Here is a 21,333-nt window from a genome sequence, read left to right on the forward strand (position 1 = left end):
CTTCCCCCACCGCGACCGCGGTGCTGCCAAGCCGGCCAACAACGGCGTGTAGCCGGTGCTGCTGCGCCCGCTCGACGATCTGGAACTGACCGTGCGTTCGGCGAACTGCCTGAAGGCCGAGAGCATCTACTACATCGGCGATCTGATCCAGAAGACCGAAGTGGAGCTGCTCAAGACCCCGAACCTGGGCAAGAAGTCGCTGACCGAGATCAAGGAAGTCCTCGCCCAGCGCGGTCTTTCGCTCGGCATGAAGCTGGAGAACTGGCCGCCGGCCGGTGTCGCCCAGCACGGCATGCTCGGCTGATCCAGCACCCTGTTTTACCCCGCACCTTCGGGTGCGGGGGCTTCACCCGCAGCACCTCGCACCGACAGGCACCAGCCTGCGGTGACGGTCGGCCAGGAGGGCCGGCATCGGACCATCCGCAGTCCAAGCAGCAACGCCGGGAAGGCGACAGCGATACCCAACCGATCCAACATTCTTTCAAGGAACATCCGTCATGCGTCACATGAAATCCGGCCGCAAGTTCAGCCGTACCAGCGCCCACCGCGAAGCAATGTTCAAGAACATGGCCGCGTCGCTGTTCAAGCACGAGCTGATCAAGACCACCCTGCCGAAGGCCAAGGAACTGCGCCGCGTCGCCGAGCCGCTGATCACCCTGGCCAAGGTCGACTCGGTCGCCAACCGCCGTCTGGCCTTCGCCCGCCTGCGTGACAACGAAGCCGTCGGCAACCTGTTCACCACCCTGGGCCCGCGCTACGCGAACCGTCCGGGCGGCTACCTGCGCCTGCTGAAGTGCGGTTTCCGCGCCGGCGACAACGCGCCGATGGCCTACGTCGAACTGGTCGACCGTCCGGCCGCCGTGGCTGAAGCCGTCGAAGAATAATCGACGCGCTGCACCCCCAGGTTTTGCTGAAGAACCCGGCCTTGCGCCGGGTTTTTCTTTTGTTGCAAACGGCGGGAGCAGCAGCGATGCGTAGAGCCGGGCTCTGGCCGGCTGGTCTTGCTTTCAGGCGAACAGCCGCGGGGCTGACGGGCTACCGGCCCGGCCGCGGCCGGGGTGGGTCTGCGGGGGACGCCGTGAACCCATCCATGGGGGCTTGTAGAAAACGTCCATGTTTTCTACACCCCCGCAAACCCACCCCGGCCGCGGCCCTGTGAGTGGGGCGGTCCGCACAGGGCCTCGTGGCCGGGCGTGGGAGGCCGGTATCTGATGGAGGCTCGGGCTGCGCCCGCCTTCGGCTTCGGCAAAAGGCCGGGCAGTGCCCGGCGACGCAGCGCGGGTGTTGGCCACAAACCAACAGCAGCCGGGCCGAGCCCGGCGATATGACCGGTAGTTCACCCCGGTGTTGAAACGGACCGTGTGGCCCACCGGGCCGACATACGGCGAACGGCCGCAGCCTGAACCTGGCGGCACCCTGTTAATCTTGGCATCTGCCTTTAACGAGTGTTGGCAATGAATCCATTGCGCTGGAATTACCGCGCCCAGTTCCTGCTGGGGTTCCTGGTCTGTGCCGCGCTGCTCGGGTATGCCATCTGGCTGCAGCTGAAGATGGGGCTGGAGCCGTGCCCGTTGTGCATCTTCCAGCGCATCGCCTTTGCCGCGCTGGGCCTGCTGTTCCTGATCGGCGCCCTGCATGGGCCGCGCGACCGGCCTGGGCGCATCACGTATGGCGTGCTGGCGTTCATTGCGGCCGCCGTGGGGATCGGCATTGCCGGGCGCCATGTGTACGTGCAGATGCTGCCGCAGGACATGGGGTCCAGCTGCGGTCCGCCGCTGTCGTTCCTGAGCGAGACCATGGGGCCGTTCGAAGTGTTCCGCACCGTGCTGACCGGTACCGGCAACTGCGGCAACATCGACTGGACCTTCCTCGGCCTGACCATGCCGATGTGGAGCCTGGTGTGGTTCACGCTGCTGGGCCTGTGGGCGCTGGTGGTGTCGTTCCGCCGTCCTGCCCGTCGCCCCTGATTCCTTTCCGTTGTTCTCCTGGATATTCCAATGACTGCCTCCGACCGTGCCACCCCCACTGCTTCCGTGCCGACCGACTGGTCGCCCGAGAGCTGGCGCGGCCGGCCCGCGCTGCAGATGCCGACCTATCCCGATCCGGTCGCGCTCGACGCGGCATTGCATGAGCTCAAGCGCCTGCCGCCGCTGGTGACCTCCTGGGAGATCCTCTCCCTCAAGCAGCAGCTCGCCGAGGCCCAGGAAGGCAAGCGCTTCCTGCTGCAGGGCGGCGACTGCGCGGAGAACTTCAGCGACTGCGAATCGACCACCATCTCCAACCGGCTCAAAGTGCTGCTGCAGATGAGCCTGGTGCTGGTGCATGGCATGCGCAAGCCGGTCATCCGCGTCGGCCGCTTCGCCGGCCAGTATGCCAAGCCGCGCTCGGCCGATACCGAAACCCGCGACGGCGTCACCCGGCCCAGCTACCGGGGCGATGTGATCAACGCGCCCGAGTTCACCGAGGCCGCGCGCCTGCCGGATCCGCGGCGCATGCTGCAGGCCCACGCGCACTCGGCCATGACCATGAACTTCGTGCGCGCCCTGATCGATGGGGGCTTCGCCGACCTGCACCATCCCGAGTACTGGAACCTGGACTGGGTGCGGCACTCCCCGCTGGCCACCGACTACCAGAAAATGGTGTCCTCCATCGGCGATGCCGTCCGCTTCATGGAAACCCTGTCCGGCGCGCAGGTGTACAACCTCAACCGGATCGACTTCTATACCTCGCACGAAGCCCTGCTGCTGCCGTACGAACAGGCGCTGACCCGCCAGGTGCCGCGCCAGCATGGCTGGCTGAACCTCAGCACCCATTACCCGTGGATCGGCATGCGGACCGCCGCGCTCGATGGCGCCCACGTCGAGTACCTGCGTGGCGTGCGCAACCCCATCGCCATCAAGGTCGGACCCTCCGTGCAGCCGGACCAGCTGCTGCGCCTGATCGACGTGCTCAACCCCGACGATGAGCCGGGCCGCCTCAGCTTCATCCACCGCATGGGCGCGGCCCAGATCGCCGACAAGCTGCCGCCGCTGCTGGACGCGGTCAAGCGCGACGGGCGCCGCGTCCTGTGGGTCTGCGACGCCATGCATGGCAATACCGAGAGCACCAGCAACGGCTTCAAGACCCGCCGCTTCGACAACGTGCGCAGCGAAGTGGAGCTGTCCTTCGACCTGCACGCAGCTGCCGGTACGCGCCTGGGCGGCGTGCACCTGGAACTGACCGGCGAGGATGTCACCGAGTGCACCGGCGGCGCACGCGAGTTGACCGAGCGTGACCTGGAGCGTGCCTACCGGTCCTCGGTGGATCCGCGCCTGAACTACGAACAGTCGCTCGAGATCGCCATGGCCATCGTGCGTAAGCAGGGTGGTGCGAACCCCTGAGGCCTTGGGGTCCTGCCGTAGAGACACGCCCTGCGTGTCCCCGCAGCGCCGGAACGAAACGTGGTGACACGCCCTGCGTGGCTGGGCCTCGTTCGGCACCCCGAGGACACGCATGGCGTGTCACTACATGCCGGTCATGTCGTGTTTGGCACGATAGGGCTCCTTTGTGATGAACACAGGAGCGTGCATGCACGTGGACTGGCAGATGGCCGCCGCCTACCTCTGGCCAATTGGGATCGCGCTGGCGATCGGTCTCACCGGATGGTGGGCGCTTATGTTGCTCACCCGCCGCCTCAAAGGTCGTGACTACCGTCGCGCGCGCATCGCGCGCGTGATCAGTCGCCCGCTGGCCTTCGCGCTGCCGATGCTGGTGCTCATTCCAGCCCTGGAAGCGACGCCGCTGGACGGGCGGTGGCTCGATCAGTCGCTGCGCCTGCTGCACATCGGCCTGACCGCCTGCTTCATCTGGTTGCTGGTGCGGGCCGTGGCGGCCGGCGAACAGGCCATCCTGCGCGATCACCCGATGGAAGTGGCCGACAACCTGGCCGCGCGTCGCATCCAGACCCAGACCCGCGTGCTCAGCCGCGTCCTGATGGGCGCGATCATCCTGGTCGGCGCCTCGATGGTGCTGCTCACCTTCCCGATGGTGCGCCAGATCGGCACCGCACTGCTGGCCTCGGCCGGCATCATCGGCCTGGTGGCCGGCATCGCGGCCAAGCCGGTCTTCGGCAACCTGATCGCCGGCCTGCAGATCGCGCTGACCCAACCGATCCGGCTGGATGACGTGGTCATCGTCGAAGGCGAATGGGGCCGGGTCGAAGAGATCGGCAGCAGCTACGTGGTGGTGCGGATCTGGGATGAGCGGCGCATGGTGGTGCCACTGACCTGGTTCATCGAAAACCCGTTCCAGAACTGGACCCGGCGCAGTGCCGACCTGCTTGGCACCGCCTTCCTGTGGCTGGATTACCGCGCCCCGATCACCGCCATCCGTGCCGAGCTCGAGCGCATCTGCAAGGGCGAAAGCCTGTGGGACGGCCGCGTGTGCGTGACCCAGGTGACCGAAACCAGCGAACATACCCTGCAGGTGCGCCTGCTGGTCAGCGCCCGCAACTCCGGCGACGCCTTCGACCTGCGATGCATCGTACGCGAACGCATGCTCGATTTCCTCGCCCGCGAACATCCGCAGGCGCTGCCCCGCACGCGCGCGGAGATCCTGGACCGCCCCGATCCGGCCACCCGCGGTCCGCGTTCGCAGCCGGCCGACGACGTGCGTTCGCCGGGTGCCGAAGACGGTCCGCCGGCCGTGGCGCCGGTCGAGGAACCCGCGCGGTGATGCGGCGCACGACCAACGGTCGTGCGCTACCGACGAGGTCGGCGACCAACGGCGGTGCGCGACCGACAGGGTCGGCGACCAACGGCGGTTCGCGACCGACAGGGTCGGCGACCAACGGCGGTTCGCGATCGACGAGGTCGGCGACCGACGGCGGTTCGCGGTCGACGCGGTCGGCGACCAACGGCGGTGCACGACCGACAGGGTCGGCGACCAACGGCGGTTCGCAATCGACGCGGTCGGCGACCAACGACAGCTCGCGATCGACGAGGTCGGCGACCGACAGCGGTTCGCGATCGACGCGGTCGGCGACCAACGGCGGTGCGCGACCGACAGGGTCGGCGACCAACGGCGGTTCGCGATCGACGCGGTCGGGGCGACCAACGGCGGTGCGCGATCATCGATCGACATGCGGTAGGTGCCGACCGTTGGTCGGCACGCTTTACTACGGCAACGACGCCTCGGGTCCGAACCTCGGGGGCCGTCGGGCACGGGTGCGCTGCTCATAGTCGTAGGCCAGCTCGATCAGCCTGGGCTCGCTCCAGGCGGTGCCCATGAACAGCAAGCCCAGCGGCAGTCCGTTCACATGCGCCATGGGCACGGTCAGGCTCGGATACCCGGCGACGGCGGCGGCGCTGTAGCTGCCACCCGGAAAGCTGTCGCCCTGGCCGGCGCGGATCGGCCACGCCGCGCCCGTGGTGGGCGCCACCAGGGCATCCAGGCGCTCGGCCTTGAGCACCGCGTCGATGCCCTCGGGCCCCGCCAGGCGGCGCGCGCGGGTGCGCGCGGCGATGTAGTCCGGGCTGCCCAGGCCGTCGGTCTGGGCCGCGCGCTCCATCAGGTCCTGGCCGAACAGCACCAGTTCCTTGTCGGCATGGGTGCGGTTGTAGGCAATGATCGCGTCCAGGTCGCGTACCGGCGCCTGGTGCCGCCCCAGGTAGCGCTGCAGGCCGGCCTTGAACTCATGCAGCAGCACCACCTGCTCGGCGTCCTCCCACTGGCCCTCGGTCGGCAGCTGCACTGGCACGACGACCGCACCGGCGTCACGCAGCACGCCGATTGCGTGCTGCAGGGCCGGTGCCACCCCGGGCTGCTGGTCCAGCGGGCCCTGCAGCACCCCGATGCGGGCGCCGCGCAGGCCGTCGGCGGTCAGGCGCGCGGTGTAGTCGTACACCGCCCGGCCCGGCATGGTCGCGGTGGCCGGGTCGGCGTCGTCGCGGCCGGCCATCGCGGTCAGCAGGGCGGCGGCGTCCGCCACGCTGCGGGTCATCGGGCCGGCAGTGTCCTGGCTGAAGGAGATCGGCACGATTCCGTCGCGGCTGACCAGCCCCACCGTGGGCTTGAGTCCCACCACGCCGTTCATGGCTGCCGGGCAGACGATGCTGCCGTCGGTTTCGGTACCCACCGCGGCCGACGCGAGGTTGGCCGAGACCGCCACCGCGCTGCCGCTGCTGGAACCGCAGGGGCTGTGAGTGAGGCGGTAGGGATTGCGGGTCTGGCCACCGCGTGCGCTCCAGCCGGACACCGACGCGCTGGACCGGAAATTGGCCCATTCGCTGAGGTTGGTCTTGCCCAGGATCAGCGCCCCGGCCGCGCGCAGCCGGGTCACGAGGAAGGCATCGTCGGGGCGGAACCCGGTCAGCGCCAGCGCGCCCGCGCTGGTCGCCATGGGGCGCGCGCCGATGTTGTCCTTGAGCAGCAGCGGAATGCCGTGCAGGGGGCCGCGCAGCTGTCCACGGCGGCGTTCGGCATCCAGTGCGGCGGCTTCCTTCAGCGCGTCCGGATTGAGCTCCAGCACCGAATTCAGGCGCGGTCCGGCGCGGTCCAGCCGGGCGATGCGTTCCAGGTAGGCGCGGGTGAGCGTGACGCTGTCCAGCTCGCCGGCCGCCATCGCAGCCTGCAGCTGCACGATGTCGGATTCCGCATAGGGGAAGGGCGTTTCGGCCGGGGCGGCCGCGTGCGCCTGGTTGAACAGACGGGCAGGCGACGGCGTGCAGCCCAGCAGGACCAGGCCCAGTGCCAGCGATGTGAGTGGTACGCGCATCCGTGTATCCCCGGTGCCCGCGCTCAGGCTAACCAGCGCCCGACGCGGTTGGCAACTCTCAGGCCGAGGGCGGAACCAGGCCATGGCGCTTGCGGATGTCGCGGGCGAGCACGCCGACCACGATCAGGTTGATCACCAGCACCGACCACGAGGCCCAGCCGGGGTGTCGGATGATGGCGAAAATGTCGAACGGCAGGTAGATGCCGGCGGTGACGCAGCCCAGCCAGGAGGCCCAGGCCTTGGCGCGCCAGAGGCCCCAGGCCTCGAAAAGATGCAGGATGCCGTAGGCGACCATGGCTGCGGCAGCCAGGTGGACGGCATCGGGGCTGATCATGTTGAGCAGCGAGGGCAGGGTGCCGTGATCCGGGTCCAGGCTGAAACGCCGGATCAGGGCATTGACCCCATCGCGCAGCGGCTGCGGGCCGAGCACTTCCAGCCCGGTCGCAGCCAACAGCGCCAGGACCGCCTTGCTGGCTTCCAGCAAGGCGATCAGGTGAAGCCCCGGATGCTTGTGCGGGTCCGGGTTGTAGGCGGTATCGGTCACGGGTGTCCGATCAACCGCCGCGCGAGGCCTTCTTGCGGTCGCTCTCGGTCAGGAACTTCTTGCGCAGACGGATCTCCTTCGGGGTGATCTCGACCAGCTCGTCGTCTTCGATGAAGTCCAGGGCCTGTTCCAGCGAGTACTTGATCGCCGGCGACAGCTGGATCGCATCGTCCTTGCCCGACGCGCGCATGTTGGACAGCGGCTGGGTCTGGCTCGCGTTGACGGTCAGGTCGTTGTCCTTGGAGTGGATACCGACCAGCTGGCCTTCATACACGTTGTCGCCTTCAGCAGCGAACAGCTTGCCGCGTTCCTGCAGCGGGCCCAGCGAGTAGGCCGGGGTGGCGCCCGGGGCATTGGCGATCATCACGCCGTTGATGCGCTTGGCGATCGCGCCCTGTTCCTTCGGGCCGTAGTGGTCGAACACATGGAACAGCAGGCCCGAGCCCTGGGTCAGGGTCTTGAACTCGTTCTGGAAGCCGATCAGGCCACGGGCCGGGATCTGGTATTCCAGGCGCACACGGCCCTTGCCGTCGGACTCCATGTTCTTCAGCTGGCCCTTGCGGGTGCCCAGCTTTTCCATCACGCCGCCCTGGTGCTGCTCTTCGATGTCCACCACCAGCTGCTCGATCGGCTCCATGGCCTGGCCGTCGATCTGCTTGATGATCACTTCCGGGCGCGACACGGCCAGCTCATAGCCTTCGCGACGCATGTTCTCGATCAGCACCGACAGGTGCAGTTCGCCACGGCCGGAGACCAGGAACTTGTCGGCGTCTTCCAGCTGTTCCACCTTCAGGGCCACGTTGTGGACCTGTTCGCGGTCCAGGCGGTCCTTGATCTGGCGGCTGGTCAGGAACTTGCCACCGGACAGGTCCTTGTTGCCGGCGAACGGCGAGTTGTTGACCTGGAAGGTCATCGAGATGGTCGGCTCGTCCACGGTCAGCGCCGGCAGCGCTTCGGGGGTATCCGGGTGGCACAGGGTGTCGGAGATGGTCAGCTCCGGAATGCCCGAGATGGCCACGATGTCGCCGGCTTCGGCGCTGTCCTGCTCGATCCGCTCCAGGCCCAGGAAGCCCAGCACCTGCGCGACCTTGCCGTTGCGCTTCTTGCCTTCACGGTCGATCACCGCGACCTGCATGTTCTTCTTCAGGGTGCCGCGCTGGACGCGGCCGATGCCGATCACGCCCACGAAGTTGTTGTAGTCCAGCTGGCTGATGCGCATCTGGAACGGGCCTTCCGGGTCGACTTCCGGCTTCGGCGCGTGCTGCATGATCGCTTCGTACAGCGGGGTCATGTCGCCGTCGCGCACGGTGTCTTCCAGGCCGGCGTAGCCGTTCAGGGCCGAGGCGTACACGATCGGGAAGTCGAGCTGCTCATTGGTGGCGCCGAGCTTGTCGAACAGGTCGAACACCTGGTCGATCACCCAGTCCGGACGCGAGCCCGGGCGGTCGACCTTGTTGACCACCACGATCGGCTTGAAGCCCATCGCGAAGGCCTTCTGGGTCACGAAGCGGGTCTGCGGCATCGGGCCGTCCATCGCATCGACGAGGATCAGCACGGTGTCGACCATCGACAGCACGCGCTCCACTTCGCCACCGAAGTCGGCGTGTCCGGGGGTGTCGACGATGTTGATCCGGTTCTTGATGCCGGTCTTCTTGTCTTCCCAGGTGATGGCCGTGTTCTTGGCCAGGATCGTGATGCCACGTTCCTTTTCCTGGTCGTTGCTGTCCATCACGCGCTCGGCGAGCACGGTGCGCTCGGAGAGGGTGCCGGACTGCTTGAGCAGCTGGTCGACAAGGGTGGTCTTACCGTGGTCGACGTGGGCGACGATGGCGATGTTGCGAAGATTTTCGATAGACATGCGAAAGGGGGCCAGTCGGCGCCGGATTTGGAAAAAGAAGTCCAACATTATACGGCCAACATGACCAAACGCGAAAAGTCCCTTTCGCCCATTCAGGTAATCCCTGCTGCCGGGTGGCCCGAGGCTACCTGAGGGCCGGCCAACGGCCGGCGCTACCGGGTGGGTTCGACCATGGTCAGGCGGGCCCGGCGCGGCCCTGCGGTGTATCCTTATGGGCTGACGACACCCCCCGAATATCAAGGATCCACATGTCCCTCATCGCCACTTTCGACACCACCCAGGGCCCGATCAAGGTCAAGCTGCTTGCCGACGAGGCGCCGCTGACCGTCGCCAACTTCGTGAACCTGGTCCAGAAGGGTTTCTATGACGGTCTGATCTTCCACCGCGTCATCCCGGACTTCATGATCCAGGGCGGCTGCCCGCAGGGCCGTGGCACCGGCGGCCCGGGCTACAAGTTCGAAGACGAGAAGAACGGCGTGAAGCACCAGATCGGCTCGCTGTCGATGGCCAATGCCGGCCCGAACACCAATGGCAGCCAGTTCTTCATCACCCACATCAAGACCGACTGGCTGGACGGCAAGCACACCGTGTTCGGCCAGGTCCTGGAAGGCCAGGCGATCGTTGATTCGGTCAAGCAGGGCGACGTGATCCATTCGATCACCCTGGAAGGCGACACCGACGCGGTGCTGGCCGCCCAGGCCGAGCGCGTGGCCGAGTGGAACGCGCTGATCCCGGCCAAGTAATTCCCCTACAACGGCCTCCCTCGACGGGAGGCCGTTTCGCGTTTACGGCCGCCCCGCCAGGTCTCTCCCCGCCCGGTGGCCACTCCAACACCGCTTCTTAGCAGAGGAAATCCCCATGAAAGCACCTGTTCGTGTTGCCGTGACCGGCGCCGCCGGCCAGATCGGCTACGCCCTGCTGTTCCGCATCGCCTCCGGCGAAATGCTGGGCAAGGACCAGCCGGTCATCCTGCAGCTGCTCGAGCTGCCGGTCGACAAGGCCCAGGCCGCGCTGCGCGGCGTGATGATGGAACTGGAAGACTGCGCATTCCCGCTGCTGGCCGGCATGGTCGGTACCGATGACGCCGAAGTGGCATTCAAGGATGCCGACATCGCCCTGCTGGTCGGCGCGCGTCCGCGCGGCCCGGGCATGGAGCGCAAGGACCTGCTGCTGGAAAACGCCAAGATCTTCACCGCGCAGGGCGCGGCGCTGAACAAGGTGGCCAGCCGCAACGTGAAGGTGCTGGTCGTCGGCAATCCGGCCAACACCAATGCCTACATCGCCATGAAGTCGGCGCCGGACCTGAACCCGCGCAACTTCACCGCCATGCTGCGCCTGGACCACAACCGTGCGCTGAGCCAGCTGTCGTCCAAGCTGGGCAAGCCGGTCGGTGGCATGGAAAAGCTGGTGGTGTGGGGCAACCACAGCCCGACCATGTACCCGGACTACCGCTTCGCCACCGCCGACGGTGCGTCGATTGCCGAGGCGATCAACGACCAGGAATGGAACGCCAACACCTTCATCCCGACCGTGGGCAAGCGCGGCGCGGCGATCATCGAAGCCCGTGGTTCGTCCTCGGCTGCCTCGGCCGCCAATGCCGCCATCGACCATGTGCGCGACTGGGTGCTGGGCAGCAACGGCAAGTGGGTCACCATGGGCGTGCCGTCCGACGGTTCCTACGGCATTCCGGAAGGCGTGATCTTCGGCTTCGCGGTCACCACCGAGAACGGTGAGTACACCCTGGTCAAGGACCTGCGGGTCGACGACTTCAGCCAGAAGTACATCGACAAGACCCTGGCCGAGCTGGAAGAAGAGCGCGCCGGCGTCGCCCACCTGCTGGGCTGATCGCGTGCGATGACCAACGGTCATCGCCTACCGCGGCAGGTATCGACCGTTGGCCGATACGCACCAGGGTAGGTATCGACCGTTGGCCGATACGCACCAGGGTAGGTATCGACCGTTGGCCGAAACGCACCAAGGTAGGTATCGACCGTTGGTCGATACGCGAAACGGGGACGCTTCGGCGTCCCCGTTTTCGTATCCGGCATACCATGGCGCCATGATCCAGCTGCATTACATCGACGACGCGCTGCTGGTCGCGGAAAAGCCCGCCGGCCTGCTGTCCGTTCCCGGTCGCCTCCCGGAAAACCAGGACTGCGTCATCACCCGCCTGCAGGCGCTGTATCCCGACGCACTCACCGTGCACCGGCTCGACCAGGTCACCTCCGGGTTGCTGCTGCATGCACGCGGCAAGCCCAACGAAGCCGCGCTGTCGGTGCAGTTCCAGCAGCGCCAGGTCGGCAAGCGCTACCTGGCGGTGGTGGAGGGTCTGCTGGAGGCCGACGCGGGCGAGGTCGACCTGCCTTTGATCGTCGACTGGCCGAACCGCCCGAAGCAGCGCGTGGACCTGGACGCCGGCAAGCCGGCCCTGACCCGCTGGCAGGTACTGGCCCGTGATCTCGACAGCCGGCGCACCCGGGTGGAGCTGGAACCGGTCACCGGGCGCAGCCACCAGTTGCGCCTGCACATGGCCAGCCTGGGCCATCCGATCGTGGGCGACGTGCTGTACGGGGCGGCGCCGGCCGCGCGCGTGCACCTGCATGCGTGCCGCCTGCAGTTCGCCCATCCGCGGAGCGGGCAGGCCATGCGCTTCGACTCGACGGTGCCGTTCTAGGCCACGCCGGCGCGTACGACCAAGGTCGGACGGCCCGCCGCCCGGCATCGGACTATGCTCGAACCCATGGCTTTGTCTGGGAGGGCTGGCATGCAGTACGAAGAGGTCTACCGCCGTTCGATCGAGGAACCCGAAGCCTTCTGGGCGGAGGAAGCGCACCGCATCTACTGGCATGTTCCGCCCCAGCAGGTGCTGGACTACAGCAACCCGCCGTTCCGGCGCTGGTACGTCGGTGGCCAGACCAACCTCTGCTACAACGCGGTCGACCGCCACCTGGTCGAGCGCCCGGACCAGCTTGCCCTGGTGGCGATCTCCACCGAAACCAACGTCACCCGCGAGATCACCTACCGGGAGCTTTACCGCGAGGTCAACGCCTTTGCCGCGGTGTTGCAGCGGCTGGACGTGCAGCGCGGCGACCGCGTGGTCATCTACATGCCGAACATGGCCGAGGCCGTGTTCGCGATGCTGGCCTGCGCGCGCATCGGCGCGATCCATTCGGTGGTGTTCGGCGGATTCGCCGCGCACAACCTGGCGCTGCGCATCGATGATGCCGCCCCGAAGCTGCTGATCGCCGCCGACGCGGGCAAGCGTGGAGGCAAGGTGATTCCGTACAAGGCCATGGTCGACGCGGCCTGCGCCGAAGCGCAGTCGCCGCCGCCGCACGTGCTGATCGTCTCGCGCGGCCTGGATCCGGCCGAGCCGAAGGTGCCGGGGCGGGACGTGGACTACGCCACGCTGCGTGAGGAAGTGGGCGACCAGGACGTGCCGGTGGTGTGGCTGGAATCGAGCGAACCCAGCTACCTGCTCTACACCTCCGGCACCACCGGCAAGCCCAAGGGCGTGCAGCGCGATGTCGGCGGCTATGCGGTGGCGATGGCGCAGTCGATGGAGACCGTGTTCGACTGCAGACCCGGCCAGGTGATGTTCTCCACCTCGGACGTGGGCTGGGCGGTGGGGCATTCCTACAACGTGTACGGCCCGCTGATCGGCGGCTGCACCTCGCTGCTGTACGAGGGCCTGCCGACCCATCCTGATCCGGGCATCTGGTGGGCGCTGTGCGAGCAGTACGGCGTGCGCACGTTGTTCTCTTCGCCCACCGCAATCCGCGTCCTGAAAAAGCACGACGCCGACTTCATCAAGCGCCACGACCTGGCCGCACTGAAATACGTGTTCCTGGCCGGAGAGCCGCTCGACGAACCCACCGCGCACTGGATCAACGATGCGCTGGGCAAGCCGATCATCGACAACTACTGGCAGACCGAAACCGGTTGGCCGGCACTGACCCTGCTGCCCGGCGTGGACCTCAAGCCGGTCCGCTTCCGCTCGCCCGGTTTCCCCAACCTCGGTTACCGCATGAAGGTGATCGACGAAAACACCGGAGAGGAAGTGCAGCCTGGGCAGAAGGGCGTGCTGGTGATGGTGCCGCCGCTGCCGCCGGGCTGCATGAGCACGGTGTGGAACGACGACGCGCGCTTCCTGCAGAGCTACTTCAGCCACTTCAGGGAACTGCTGTACAGCTCGCTGGACTGGGCGATCCGCGACGAGGACGGCTATACCTTCATCCTCGGCCGCACCGACGACGTGATCAACGTGGCCGGGCACCGGCTCGGCACGCGCGAAATCGAGGAATGCATCGCCGGCCACCCGCTGGTGGCCGAAGCGGCGGTCATCGGGGTCAAGGACGAGCTCAAGGGCCAGGTGCCGCTGGTGTTCGTCACCCTCAAGCAGGCCGTGGACGGCGATGGCAGCGCGGTGGTCGCCGAGATGATGAAGCGCGTGACCGAGACCCTCGGCGCCGTGGCCCGCCCCGCGCACATCCACCTGGTCAACGCCCTGCCCAAGACCCGCTCGGGCAAGCTGCTGCGACGCTCGCTGCAGGCACTGGCGGAACAGCGCGACCCGGGCGACCTGTCCACGCTGGACGATCCCGGCGCACTCGACGAGATCCGGCGCGCGCTGGGGCGCTGAAGGGCGCGCGCAACACCGATGCTGCGAGGCGGCCGATGTGGCGTGGCTAGGACGTGGGCCTGGCCGCAGCCACCATGGTGCCGTACAGCAATGAACCGCCGATCGTACTGGCCGAGATGAACGCCAGTGAGTGATCGGAGCCGACCAGCATCCATCCTGCCGCGAGAATTCCCCAAGTAGCGAGAAAGCTGATTGCATTGACAGCGAGGGCGAGCGGGAACGGTGGCGAGAGCCGACGTACGGGGTGCCGCTTGCTCATTCTACAAAGAAGCCAATTCGCCAAAAGCGGAGCTGGAAGCCTCATCGGACAGGTCCTGACCTGGATGGTGCGTCGGAGAGCGTCGTTCATTGAACCGCGCATCACTTCTTGTCATCCCGGATCGGGAGGCAAAGGCTAGCCCTTATGGCGTCGCCGCCGGGATGTCCGACGTCTCATTCTTGCGCCCGGGTCCGGTTTACGTGTCCGATGCGACACCGGATGCCGTTTGGTGCCGGACGTTGGCGCTACGGATGCGGGATGGCATGCCGTTTGTTGCGCCGCATTATCCGGCGGGGAAGACCTCGGGTAAGCTGCGGGGGTGACCGTGGCGGGGGGCCTGCATGCTGCGTGACGCGCCGGGGATGGCGCGTGCGGCGGGGTCGGGATCCTGGACGAGCGCAAAGGGGGGCGCGGGGTTGCCGTTGAATACGGGAGCACTGCGTGCAGGGGGACCACGTGACAGGGGGAAACACATGGCGTACATCCATGCCAAGACGGCCGCTGGCCGTCAGGAAATCGAAGACCGCGCGCGCCGGCTGCTGCCGGGGCTGCGCTCCATTCTGCTGATGGTCGATGGTCAGCGCGACGACAATGAATTGACCGCGATGCTGCCGGGGCTGCGCGCGCCGGACGACGCGCTGGCACAGCTGCAGGAGATGGGGCTGATCGAAATCGTCGGCGGTGCGCTGGCGCCGGCGGCACCGCGTGCGCTGACGGCCGGGCGCGAACAGGACCCCGCGCTCTACAAGCAGTTGTACGACTGGATGAGCGAATCGGTGCGCAGGCACCTGGGCCTGAAGGGCTATTTCATGCAGCTCAAGATCGAACGCTGCACCGACGCGGCGGGGCTGGAGAAGCTGTGGCCGGAAATGGCCGCCGCCGTGTCCAAGGCCAAGAGCCCGGCGCTGGCCAATCGCTGGCTCGAAGAGACCCGCGCGCTGCTGACCGGCCAGCCCGAAGCCGTCTGACCACCACGGGGAAAACGTAGGGCCACGCCCTGCGTGGCTGCGCGCTGTCCGACGAAGCGCAGGCCGGGCAGAGCCCGGCGCTACGCCACTCTCAATGCAGGCCTTCGGCCTTCAGGGCCGCCTGCACGCCGGCATCGGCTTCCATGCGGGTCTTGAATGCAGCCAGGTTGTCCAGGCCGCTCAGGTCGATCTTCGCGCCCGCCGCCCAGCGCAGGGTGATGTAGAGGTACGGGTCGGCGTAACTGCGGAAGCCGGCCAGCCAGGGCTTGTCGGCGAGCTGGCGGTTGGCGGTTTCGTACAGGCCGCGCAGGCGCTTGCGCGCCGAATCGCGCACCGCGTCGTACTGGGCTTCGTCGCCGATGAAGCGGCCCGGCCCGAACAGCGGAGTGAATGCGGGATGCAGGTCCGAATTGACGAAGGCCAGCCAGCGGTTGGCTTCGGCGCGCTGCTGCGGGCTGCCGTCGCCGGCCAGGCCGGCCTGGGGATAGCTGTCGGCGATATAGCCCATGATCGCCGCGTTCTGGGTCAGCACGAAGCTGCCGTCGACGATGGCCGGCACCGCGCCGCTCGGATTGATCGCCAGGTAGGCCGGCGCCTTCATCGTGTCCTTGTCGAGCAGTTCCACGTCGAACGGCTGGCCGGTCCACTGCAGGGCGATATGGTCGGCGGTGGAACAGGCACCGGGCTTGCTGTACAGCTTCATGCGGAACTCCGTGAAGATGGATGGTTGGGCAACGGCACACTATTCCAGAGCCGGCCCCGCATCCTCAACGGTATGCCCGTAACAGACCGTTACGACGCGCGTGGCTTGAGTTTCTGCACGCGGTAGAACGTGTGGTCGCCGATGGTGGCCACCTGGTAGGCATTGCGCCAGCTCGGGCTGGCGATCGACAGCGCGGCGAAGTGGCTGGCGCCCGGCACGATCTCCTTGCGTTCGCCGACCGGCAGCGCCCAGTTGCGTTCGGCGTCGAAGGCCACGGTCATGGCTTCTTCCCAGGCGTCGCTGTTGCCCAGCTGGGTGCCGGGGGCGACGATGGTCGGTGCGAACTGCTTGCGTGCGGTGACCACCTTGCACATCGAGTCGCCCCACAGACCGCTGTCCAGGCGGCGCAACGCTACTTCCGCGACGGCTTGCTGGCCGCGCAGGGTCTGGTCACGCGCTTCGAGGTAGACGGTCGTGCTCAGGCACAACGAATCGGCGGCCGGCTGCGGCAACAACTGCGACAGCCAGAGTATCCAGGCCAGTTTCATAAATCTCCTTGCTCCGTATGGGCCGCACCTGGCTGCTCCGTCCGAGTGTGGGGACGGGGGCGTGAAGGCACTGCTTGGCGTCATGGGGAGGCGGCCATCGGGGCCGCCCGGGAGCGGCACCCGAAGACGTCGGGGGCCGCACGCCCACTCGAACTGGGTGGTGAGCGGGAAAGTCGGCGCACGATAGGGGGGGATTTCGCAACGCATCCTGAACCGAAAGGCTTGACATTCAGCTTCGGGAGGGGGTCTGGAAGCCCTGTTCAGGTGCAGTCCCGGGCCGTACGGGGGCCGGCCAACGGCCGGCGCTACCGGCCCCGACCGGTGAATCAATCGTGCAGGGTAGCGCCGGCCGTTGGCCGGCACGCAACTTAAAGAGTCGCGGCCAGGCGGCTGCCCTGGTCGATGGCGCGCTTGGCGTCCAGCTCGGCGGCGACGTCAGCGCCGCCGATCAGGTGCGCGTCCACGCCTGCCGCCTGCAACGCGGCGTGCAGGTCGCGGCGCGGCTCCTGCCCGGCGCAGATCACCACGTGGCTGACCGGCAGGGTCTGTTCCTGGCCGTCAATGCGGATACGCAGGCCGCTGTCGTCCACGCCCAGGTAGTCCACGCCGCCGAGCATCTTCACGCCCTTGGCCTTGAGCGTGGCGCGGTGGATCCAGCCGGTGGTCTTGCCCAGCCGCGCGCCGGGCTTGCCCGGGCTGCGCTGCAGCAGCCACACCTTCCGTGCCGGCGCCTCGGGCTGCGGGCGGGCCAGGGCGCCGCGCGCCTCGAAGGTCGGGTCCACGCCCCATTCGGCCATCCAGCGCGCCGGGTCCAGCGCCGGCGACGGGCCGTCGTGGACCAGGAATTCGCCCACGTCGAACCCGATGCCGCCGGCGCCGATGATCGCCGCCTCCGGTCCCACCTGGACCTTGCCCAGCAGCACGTCCAGATAGGTCACCACCTTGGGGTGGTCGGCGCCGGGGAAGTCGACCTGGCGCGGGGTGATGCCGGTGGCCACCACGACCGTGTCGAAGCCGGCGAGGGTGGCCACGTCGGCGACCGTATCCAGCTTCACCGTGACCCCGGTGTCCTCCAGCCGGTGGCGGAAGTAGCGCAGGGTTTCGTGGAATTCTTCCTTGCCCGGAATGCGCTTGGCCACGTTGAACTGTCCGCCGATCTCGCTGCCGGCATCGAACAGGGTGACCGCATGGCCCCGTTCGGCGGCCACGGTGGCCGCGGCCAGCCCGGCCGGACCGGCGCCGACCACGGCGATTGTTTTCGGAGCGGGGGCAGGGCGGTAGACCAGCTCGGTTTCATGCACCGCACGCGGATTGACCAGGCAGCTGGCGGTCTTGTTCTGGAACACGTGGTCCAGGCACGCCTGGTTGCACGCAATGCAGGTGTTGATCGCATGCGCGCGTCCGACGCGCGCCTTGTTGGCCCATTCCGGATCCGCCAGCAGCGGGCGCGCCAGCGACACCATGTCCGCGCCGCCGCCGGCCAGGATGCGTTCGGCCACGTCGGGCATGTTGATCCGGTTGGTGGCGATCAGCGGCACCTGCACATGCGGCTTGAGCTTGGCCGTGACGCCGGCGAACGCCGCGCGCGGCACCGAGGTGGCGATGGTGGGCACGCGCGCCTCATGCCAGCCGATGCCGGAATTGATCAGGGTGGCGCCGGCCGCTTCAATCGCCTTGGCCTGCTGCACGATCTCGTCCCAATTGCTGCCGTCTTCGACCAGATCCACCAGCGACAACCGATAGATGATGATGAAATCCGGTCCGCAGGCTTCGCGGATGCGGCGCACGATCTCCACGGCGAACTGCATGCGCCGATGGGCATCGCCGCCCCAGCGGTCGCCGCGCAGGTTGGTGCGCGGGGCGATGAATTCGTTGATCAGGTAGCCTTCCGAGCCCATCACCTCCACGCCGTCATAGCCGGCCTCGCGCGCCAGCCGCGCGCTGCGCGCGTAATCGGCGATATGCCGCTCCACGCCGCGCGCCGACAACGCACGCGGGGTGAACGGATTGATGGGGGCCTTCTGTTTCGACGGTGCCACCGACAAGGGGTGGTAGGCGTAGCGGCCGGCATGCAGCAGCTGCAGGCAGATCCTGCCGCCATGGGCATGTACCGCCCCGGTCAGCTGCCGATGCGGACCCACTTCCCACGGCCAGGACAGCTTGCCGCCGAAGGGCTTGAGCCAGCCGACCACGTTGGGCGCGTAGCCGCCGGTGACGATCAGGCCGACCCCGCCGGCCGCGCGTTCGGCGAAATAGGCGGCCAGACGCGGGAAGTCGCGCGCGCGATCCTCCAGCCCGGTATGCATCGACCCCATCAGCACGCGGTTGCGCAGGGTGGTGAAGCCCAGGTCGAGCGGGGCGAACAGGTGCGGGTAAGCGGCGGAACCGGTGGCTGGCGACATGAAGATACGCTTGCGTATGGATGCGCAAAGGGTGCCCGGGAATGCCCTTGTGCGCAAGGGGAGGCCGCGCGCCATGCCGACCCGAGGTGGGTGCTACATCACGCGTCCCAGCCCGACAGCACCAGCTTGCCGGTCACCCCGCCCCCTTCCAGCAGGCGATGCGCCTGGCGCAGGTTCCGCGCGTTGATCGTGCCCAGCGAGGTGTGTGCGGTGCTGCGCAGTTCGCCCGCGTCGACCAGGCTGGCCACGCGGCTGAGGATGCGGTGCTGTTCGATCATGTCGGCCGTCTGGAAACGTGAACGCGCGAACATGAATTCCCAATGGATGCCGATGCACTTGGCTTTGTACGGGTCGCCGATCCGCAGCGGCCCGCGCGGCTCCACCACCAGCCCGACATGGCCCTGCGGGGCGAGCAGGTCTCCCAGCACTTCCCAGTAGTGGTCGGTGTCGGCCAGGTTCAGCGCCACCTCGACCTGCGCGATACCCAGCGCCTGCAGTTGTTCCGGCAGCGGCTGACGATGGTCGACCACATGGTCGGCCCCCATCCGCAGGCACCATTCGGCAGACGCATCGCGCGAGGCGGTGGCCACCACGGTGAAGCCGGCATGCCGCGCCAGCTGGATGGCGATCGACCCTACGCCTCCGGCCCCGCCGATCACCAGCAGGGTCTGGCCGACATGACGCGCGTCGTCGAAGTGCAACGGCATGCGGTCGAACAGCAGCTCCCACGCGGTCAATACCGTCAACGGCAGCGCTGCAGCCTCAGCGAAATCCAGCGTGGTGGGTTTGCGCCCGACGATGCGCTCGTCCACCCACTGCAGCTGCGCATTGCTCCCGGGCCGGGTCACGTCGCCGGCGTAGTACACCTCGTCGCCCGACGCGAACGCCGTGACCTGCGGGCCGACCGCTTCAACCGTACCGGCGGCATCGAAGCCGAGGATGCGCGGCGGCGAAACCTCGCCGGCGCGCGCAGCGCGCTGTTTGGTATCCACCGGATTCACCGAAACCGCCTGAACGCGTACCAGCAGGTCGTGTCCCTGCGGCGCGCCCGGTTCAGGAAGCGTCAGGTCGAGCAGTGCATCCGGATCGTCGATGGGCAGGTAGCGGGTCAGGCCTACGGCGTTCATATCGGCTCCTGGGAAGTGAATCCCGTTCATCATAGAGACGTTTTCAAACCTGTTTTTGAGCTGAATCGCGTCACGGCGTGTATTTGCATCAAATACTGTAGCGAGCCGTTGAATTCTTTGGGAAAGTGGCTAAAACCCTTGCCATTGTTGGCTCTTGCGGAAATTCACCAACCTGTATAGGGTGCCTCCAGCTGGACCGGTGGAGGTCTGGCGGTCGATTTCACATGTTACGTGACCGTTAACATCGCCTTCACTCCCCTGAGCATAATGTTCGCGGCGGTGGCGTGCTGAATCGGCAGTCTTCAACGACGCAGTAGTGCTGGCCCATGCCTCTACCGGTTTCATACCCCCGAAATAGGAGCTGTATTACATGAACAAGAAGATCCTCACTGCTGCGCTGCTGGGCGGCCTGGCTTTCGCCCAGGCAGCCTCCGCGCAGTCGCAGTATGATGACCGCTGGTACCTGACCGGTTCGGCCGGCTTCAACTTCCAGGATAGCGATCGTCTGACCAACGATGCTCCGTTCGTGACCCTGGGTCTGGGTAAGTTCGTCAGCCCGAACTGGTCGCTCGACTTCGAGATGAACTACCAGAACCCGAACTTCGATGACAACCAGGACCTGAACTGGAGCCAGTACGGCGCGTCGTTCGACGCCCGCTACCACTTCATCCAGGAAGGCCGTGGCTGGAACCCGTACCTGCTGATGGGCCTGGGCTACCAGCGGTCGGAAGAGGAATACGACAACTTCCCGTCGGTGGACAGCCCGGGTGAGCGCAAGGACGGCAACTTCGCCGCCAAGGTCGGCGTCGGCCTGCAGACCACCTTCGACAAGCGCGTTGCAGTCCGCGCCGAAGTGGCCTACCGCGGTGACTTCGACGACCAGAGCGTTGCTGCTCCGGACGAAAGCTGGTTCGGCGACGTGCTGGCCTCGGTCGGCGTCGTGATCCCGCTGGGCCCGCCTCCGGTCGCCGCTGTTCCGGCTCCGGCTCCGGCCGCGCCGAGCTGCGCCGACCTGGATGACGACGGCGACGGCGTCAACAACTGCGACGACAAGTGCCCGGATTCGCAGCCGGGTCAGACCATCGGTCCGGACGGTTGCCCGGTGCCGGTCTCCATCGACCTGAAGGGCGTCAACTTCGACTTCGACAAGTCGAACCTGCGTCCGGACGCCGTGGCGATCCTGTCCGAAGCGACCCAGATCCTGAGCCGCTACCCGGATCTGCGCGTCGAAGTGGCTGGCCACACCGACTCGAAGGGCACCGACGAGTACAACCAGAAGCTGTCCGAGCGTCGTGCTACCGCCGTGTACAACTACCTGACCTCGAACGGTATTGCCGCCAGCCGTCTGGTGGGTCCGATCGGCTACGGCGAGAGCCGTCCGATTGCGCCGAACACCAACCCGGATGGTTCGGACAACCCGGAAGGTCGTGCGAAGAACCGTCGTACCGAGCTGAACGTCCAGAACTGATCGTTCCGGAACACAGTCTCAGGAAAGGGCCCGGCATCGCCGGGCCCTTTTTTTTGCTTC

18 protein-coding genes and 1 pseudogene are annotated in these 21,333 nt (G+C 67.1%); 12 read left to right on the top strand and 7 right to left on the bottom strand.

Translation table 11 applies throughout. The features are described 5' to 3' along the window. From ACIGII_RS18600 to ACIGII_RS18625, 6 genes and pseudogenes are all read left to right on the top strand, one after another. Positions 1-304, top strand: a pseudogene (locus tag ACIGII_RS18600) (DNA-directed RNA polymerase subunit alpha C-terminal domain-containing protein); the annotation flags it as partial. A gap of 193 nt (positions 305-497) precedes the next feature. Beyond that, positions 498-884: a 50S ribosomal protein L17 gene (rplQ, locus tag ACIGII_RS18605; RefSeq protein WP_068849483.1), complete on the top strand. Its 387-nt coding sequence runs from the start codon at positions 498-500 to the stop codon at positions 882-884. Positions 885-1,454: 570 nt separating this feature from the next. Next, a complete protein-coding gene (locus tag ACIGII_RS18610; protein ID WP_399641008.1) occupies positions 1,455-1,967 on the top strand; it encodes a disulfide bond formation protein B in 513 nt (170 codons plus the stop codon). Between the two features lie 30 nt (positions 1,968-1,997). Then, positions 1,998-3,380 (top strand): class II 3-deoxy-7-phosphoheptulonate synthase, encoded by a 1,383-nt coding sequence (locus tag ACIGII_RS18615; RefSeq protein ID WP_399641005.1) that lies wholly within the window; start codon positions 1,998-2,000, stop codon positions 3,378-3,380. Positions 3,381-3,567: 187 nt separating this feature from the next. Continuing rightward, positions 3,568-4,713: a mechanosensitive ion channel family protein gene (locus ACIGII_RS18620; protein WP_399641002.1), complete on the top strand. Its 1,146-nt coding sequence runs from the start codon at positions 3,568-3,570 to the stop codon at positions 4,711-4,713. Beyond that, positions 4,661-5,128, top strand: coding sequence for a hypothetical protein (locus ACIGII_RS18625; RefSeq protein WP_399641000.1), 468 nt, complete (start codon positions 4,661-4,663; stop codon positions 5,126-5,128). The genes ACIGII_RS18620 and ACIGII_RS18625 overlap by 53 nt, the downstream gene beginning before the upstream one ends. Positions 5,129-5,155: 27 nt before the next feature. Here ACIGII_RS18625 and ACIGII_RS18630 read toward each other — a convergent pair whose 3' ends face one another. Genes ACIGII_RS18630 through typA form a run of 3 tightly spaced genes read right to left on the bottom strand, consistent with a single transcriptional unit; the run spans position 5,156 to position 9,156 of the window. Beyond that, positions 5,156-6,754: an amidase gene (locus tag ACIGII_RS18630; RefSeq protein WP_399640998.1), complete on the bottom strand. Its 1,599-nt coding sequence runs from the start codon at positions 6,752-6,754 to the stop codon at positions 5,156-5,158. A 58-nt stretch (positions 6,755-6,812) separates the two neighbouring features. Then, positions 6,813-7,298: a DUF2127 domain-containing protein gene (locus ACIGII_RS18635; RefSeq protein ID WP_399640995.1), complete on the bottom strand. Its 486-nt coding sequence runs from the start codon at positions 7,296-7,298 to the stop codon at positions 6,813-6,815. Positions 7,299-7,308: 10 nt separating this feature from the next. Continuing rightward, entirely contained in the window at positions 7,309-9,156 is a 1,848-nt protein-coding gene (typA, locus tag ACIGII_RS18640; RefSeq protein ID WP_399657617.1) for a translational GTPase TypA, read from the bottom strand. 248 nt (positions 9,157-9,404) lie between these two features. Here typA and ACIGII_RS18645 point away from each other — a divergent pair, with 248 nt between their 5' ends. The 5 genes from ACIGII_RS18645 to ACIGII_RS18665 all read left to right on the top strand — a co-directional run bounded on the left by ACIGII_RS18645 (position 9,405) and on the right by ACIGII_RS18665 (position 15,025). Further along, complete coding sequence (locus ACIGII_RS18645; protein ID WP_399640990.1) at positions 9,405-9,899, top strand: peptidylprolyl isomerase; 495 nt, start codon at positions 9,405-9,407, stop codon at positions 9,897-9,899. Between the two features lie 115 nt (positions 9,900-10,014). Continuing rightward, positions 10,015-11,001 (top strand): malate dehydrogenase, encoded by a 987-nt coding sequence (locus ACIGII_RS18650; RefSeq protein WP_399640988.1) that lies wholly within the window; start codon positions 10,015-10,017, stop codon positions 10,999-11,001. A gap of 214 nt (positions 11,002-11,215) precedes the next feature. Then, positions 11,216-11,830, top strand: a complete 615-nt coding sequence (locus ACIGII_RS18655; protein WP_399640985.1) for an RluA family pseudouridine synthase — start codon at positions 11,216-11,218, stop codon at positions 11,828-11,830. 90 nt (positions 11,831-11,920) lie between these two features. Beyond that, on the top strand, positions 11,921-13,798 hold the full coding sequence (gene prpE / locus ACIGII_RS18660; protein ID WP_399640982.1) for a propionate--CoA ligase: 1,878 nt from the start codon (positions 11,921-11,923) through the stop codon (positions 13,796-13,798). Between the two features lie 732 nt (positions 13,799-14,530). Then, on the top strand, positions 14,531-15,025 hold the full coding sequence (locus ACIGII_RS18665) for a hypothetical protein (protein WP_399640980.1): 495 nt from the start codon (positions 14,531-14,533) through the stop codon (positions 15,023-15,025). Positions 15,026-15,116: 91 nt separating this feature from the next. Here ACIGII_RS18665 and ACIGII_RS18670 read toward each other — a convergent pair whose 3' ends face one another. The 4 genes from ACIGII_RS18670 to ACIGII_RS18685 form a co-directional block, all read right to left on the bottom strand. Beyond that, positions 15,117-15,728: a glutathione S-transferase N-terminal domain-containing protein gene (locus ACIGII_RS18670; protein ID WP_399640977.1), complete on the bottom strand. Its 612-nt coding sequence runs from the start codon at positions 15,726-15,728 to the stop codon at positions 15,117-15,119. 89 nt (positions 15,729-15,817) lie between these two features. Further along, positions 15,818-16,276, bottom strand: coding sequence for a cell wall hydrolase (locus ACIGII_RS18675; RefSeq protein ID WP_399640974.1), 459 nt, complete (start codon positions 16,274-16,276; stop codon positions 15,818-15,820). A 368-nt stretch (positions 16,277-16,644) separates the two neighbouring features. Then, complete coding sequence (locus ACIGII_RS18680) at positions 16,645-18,678, bottom strand: FAD-dependent oxidoreductase (RefSeq protein ID WP_399640971.1); 2,034 nt, start codon at positions 18,676-18,678, stop codon at positions 16,645-16,647. 98 nt (positions 18,679-18,776) lie between these two features. Continuing rightward, positions 18,777-19,805, bottom strand: a complete 1,029-nt coding sequence (locus ACIGII_RS18685; protein ID WP_399640969.1) for a zinc-binding alcohol dehydrogenase family protein — start codon at positions 19,803-19,805, stop codon at positions 18,777-18,779. A 370-nt stretch (positions 19,806-20,175) separates the two neighbouring features. Here ACIGII_RS18685 and ACIGII_RS18690 point away from each other — a divergent pair, with 370 nt between their 5' ends. Further along, positions 20,176-21,273 (top strand): OmpA family protein, encoded by a 1,098-nt coding sequence (locus ACIGII_RS18690; RefSeq protein WP_399640967.1) that lies wholly within the window; start codon positions 20,176-20,178, stop codon positions 21,271-21,273. Positions 21,274-21,333 lie beyond the last annotated feature (60 nt).

Source organism: Stenotrophomonas sp. NPDC077420 (assembly GCF_044543385.1).
Lineage (GTDB): Bacteria > Pseudomonadota > Gammaproteobacteria > Xanthomonadales > Xanthomonadaceae > Stenotrophomonas.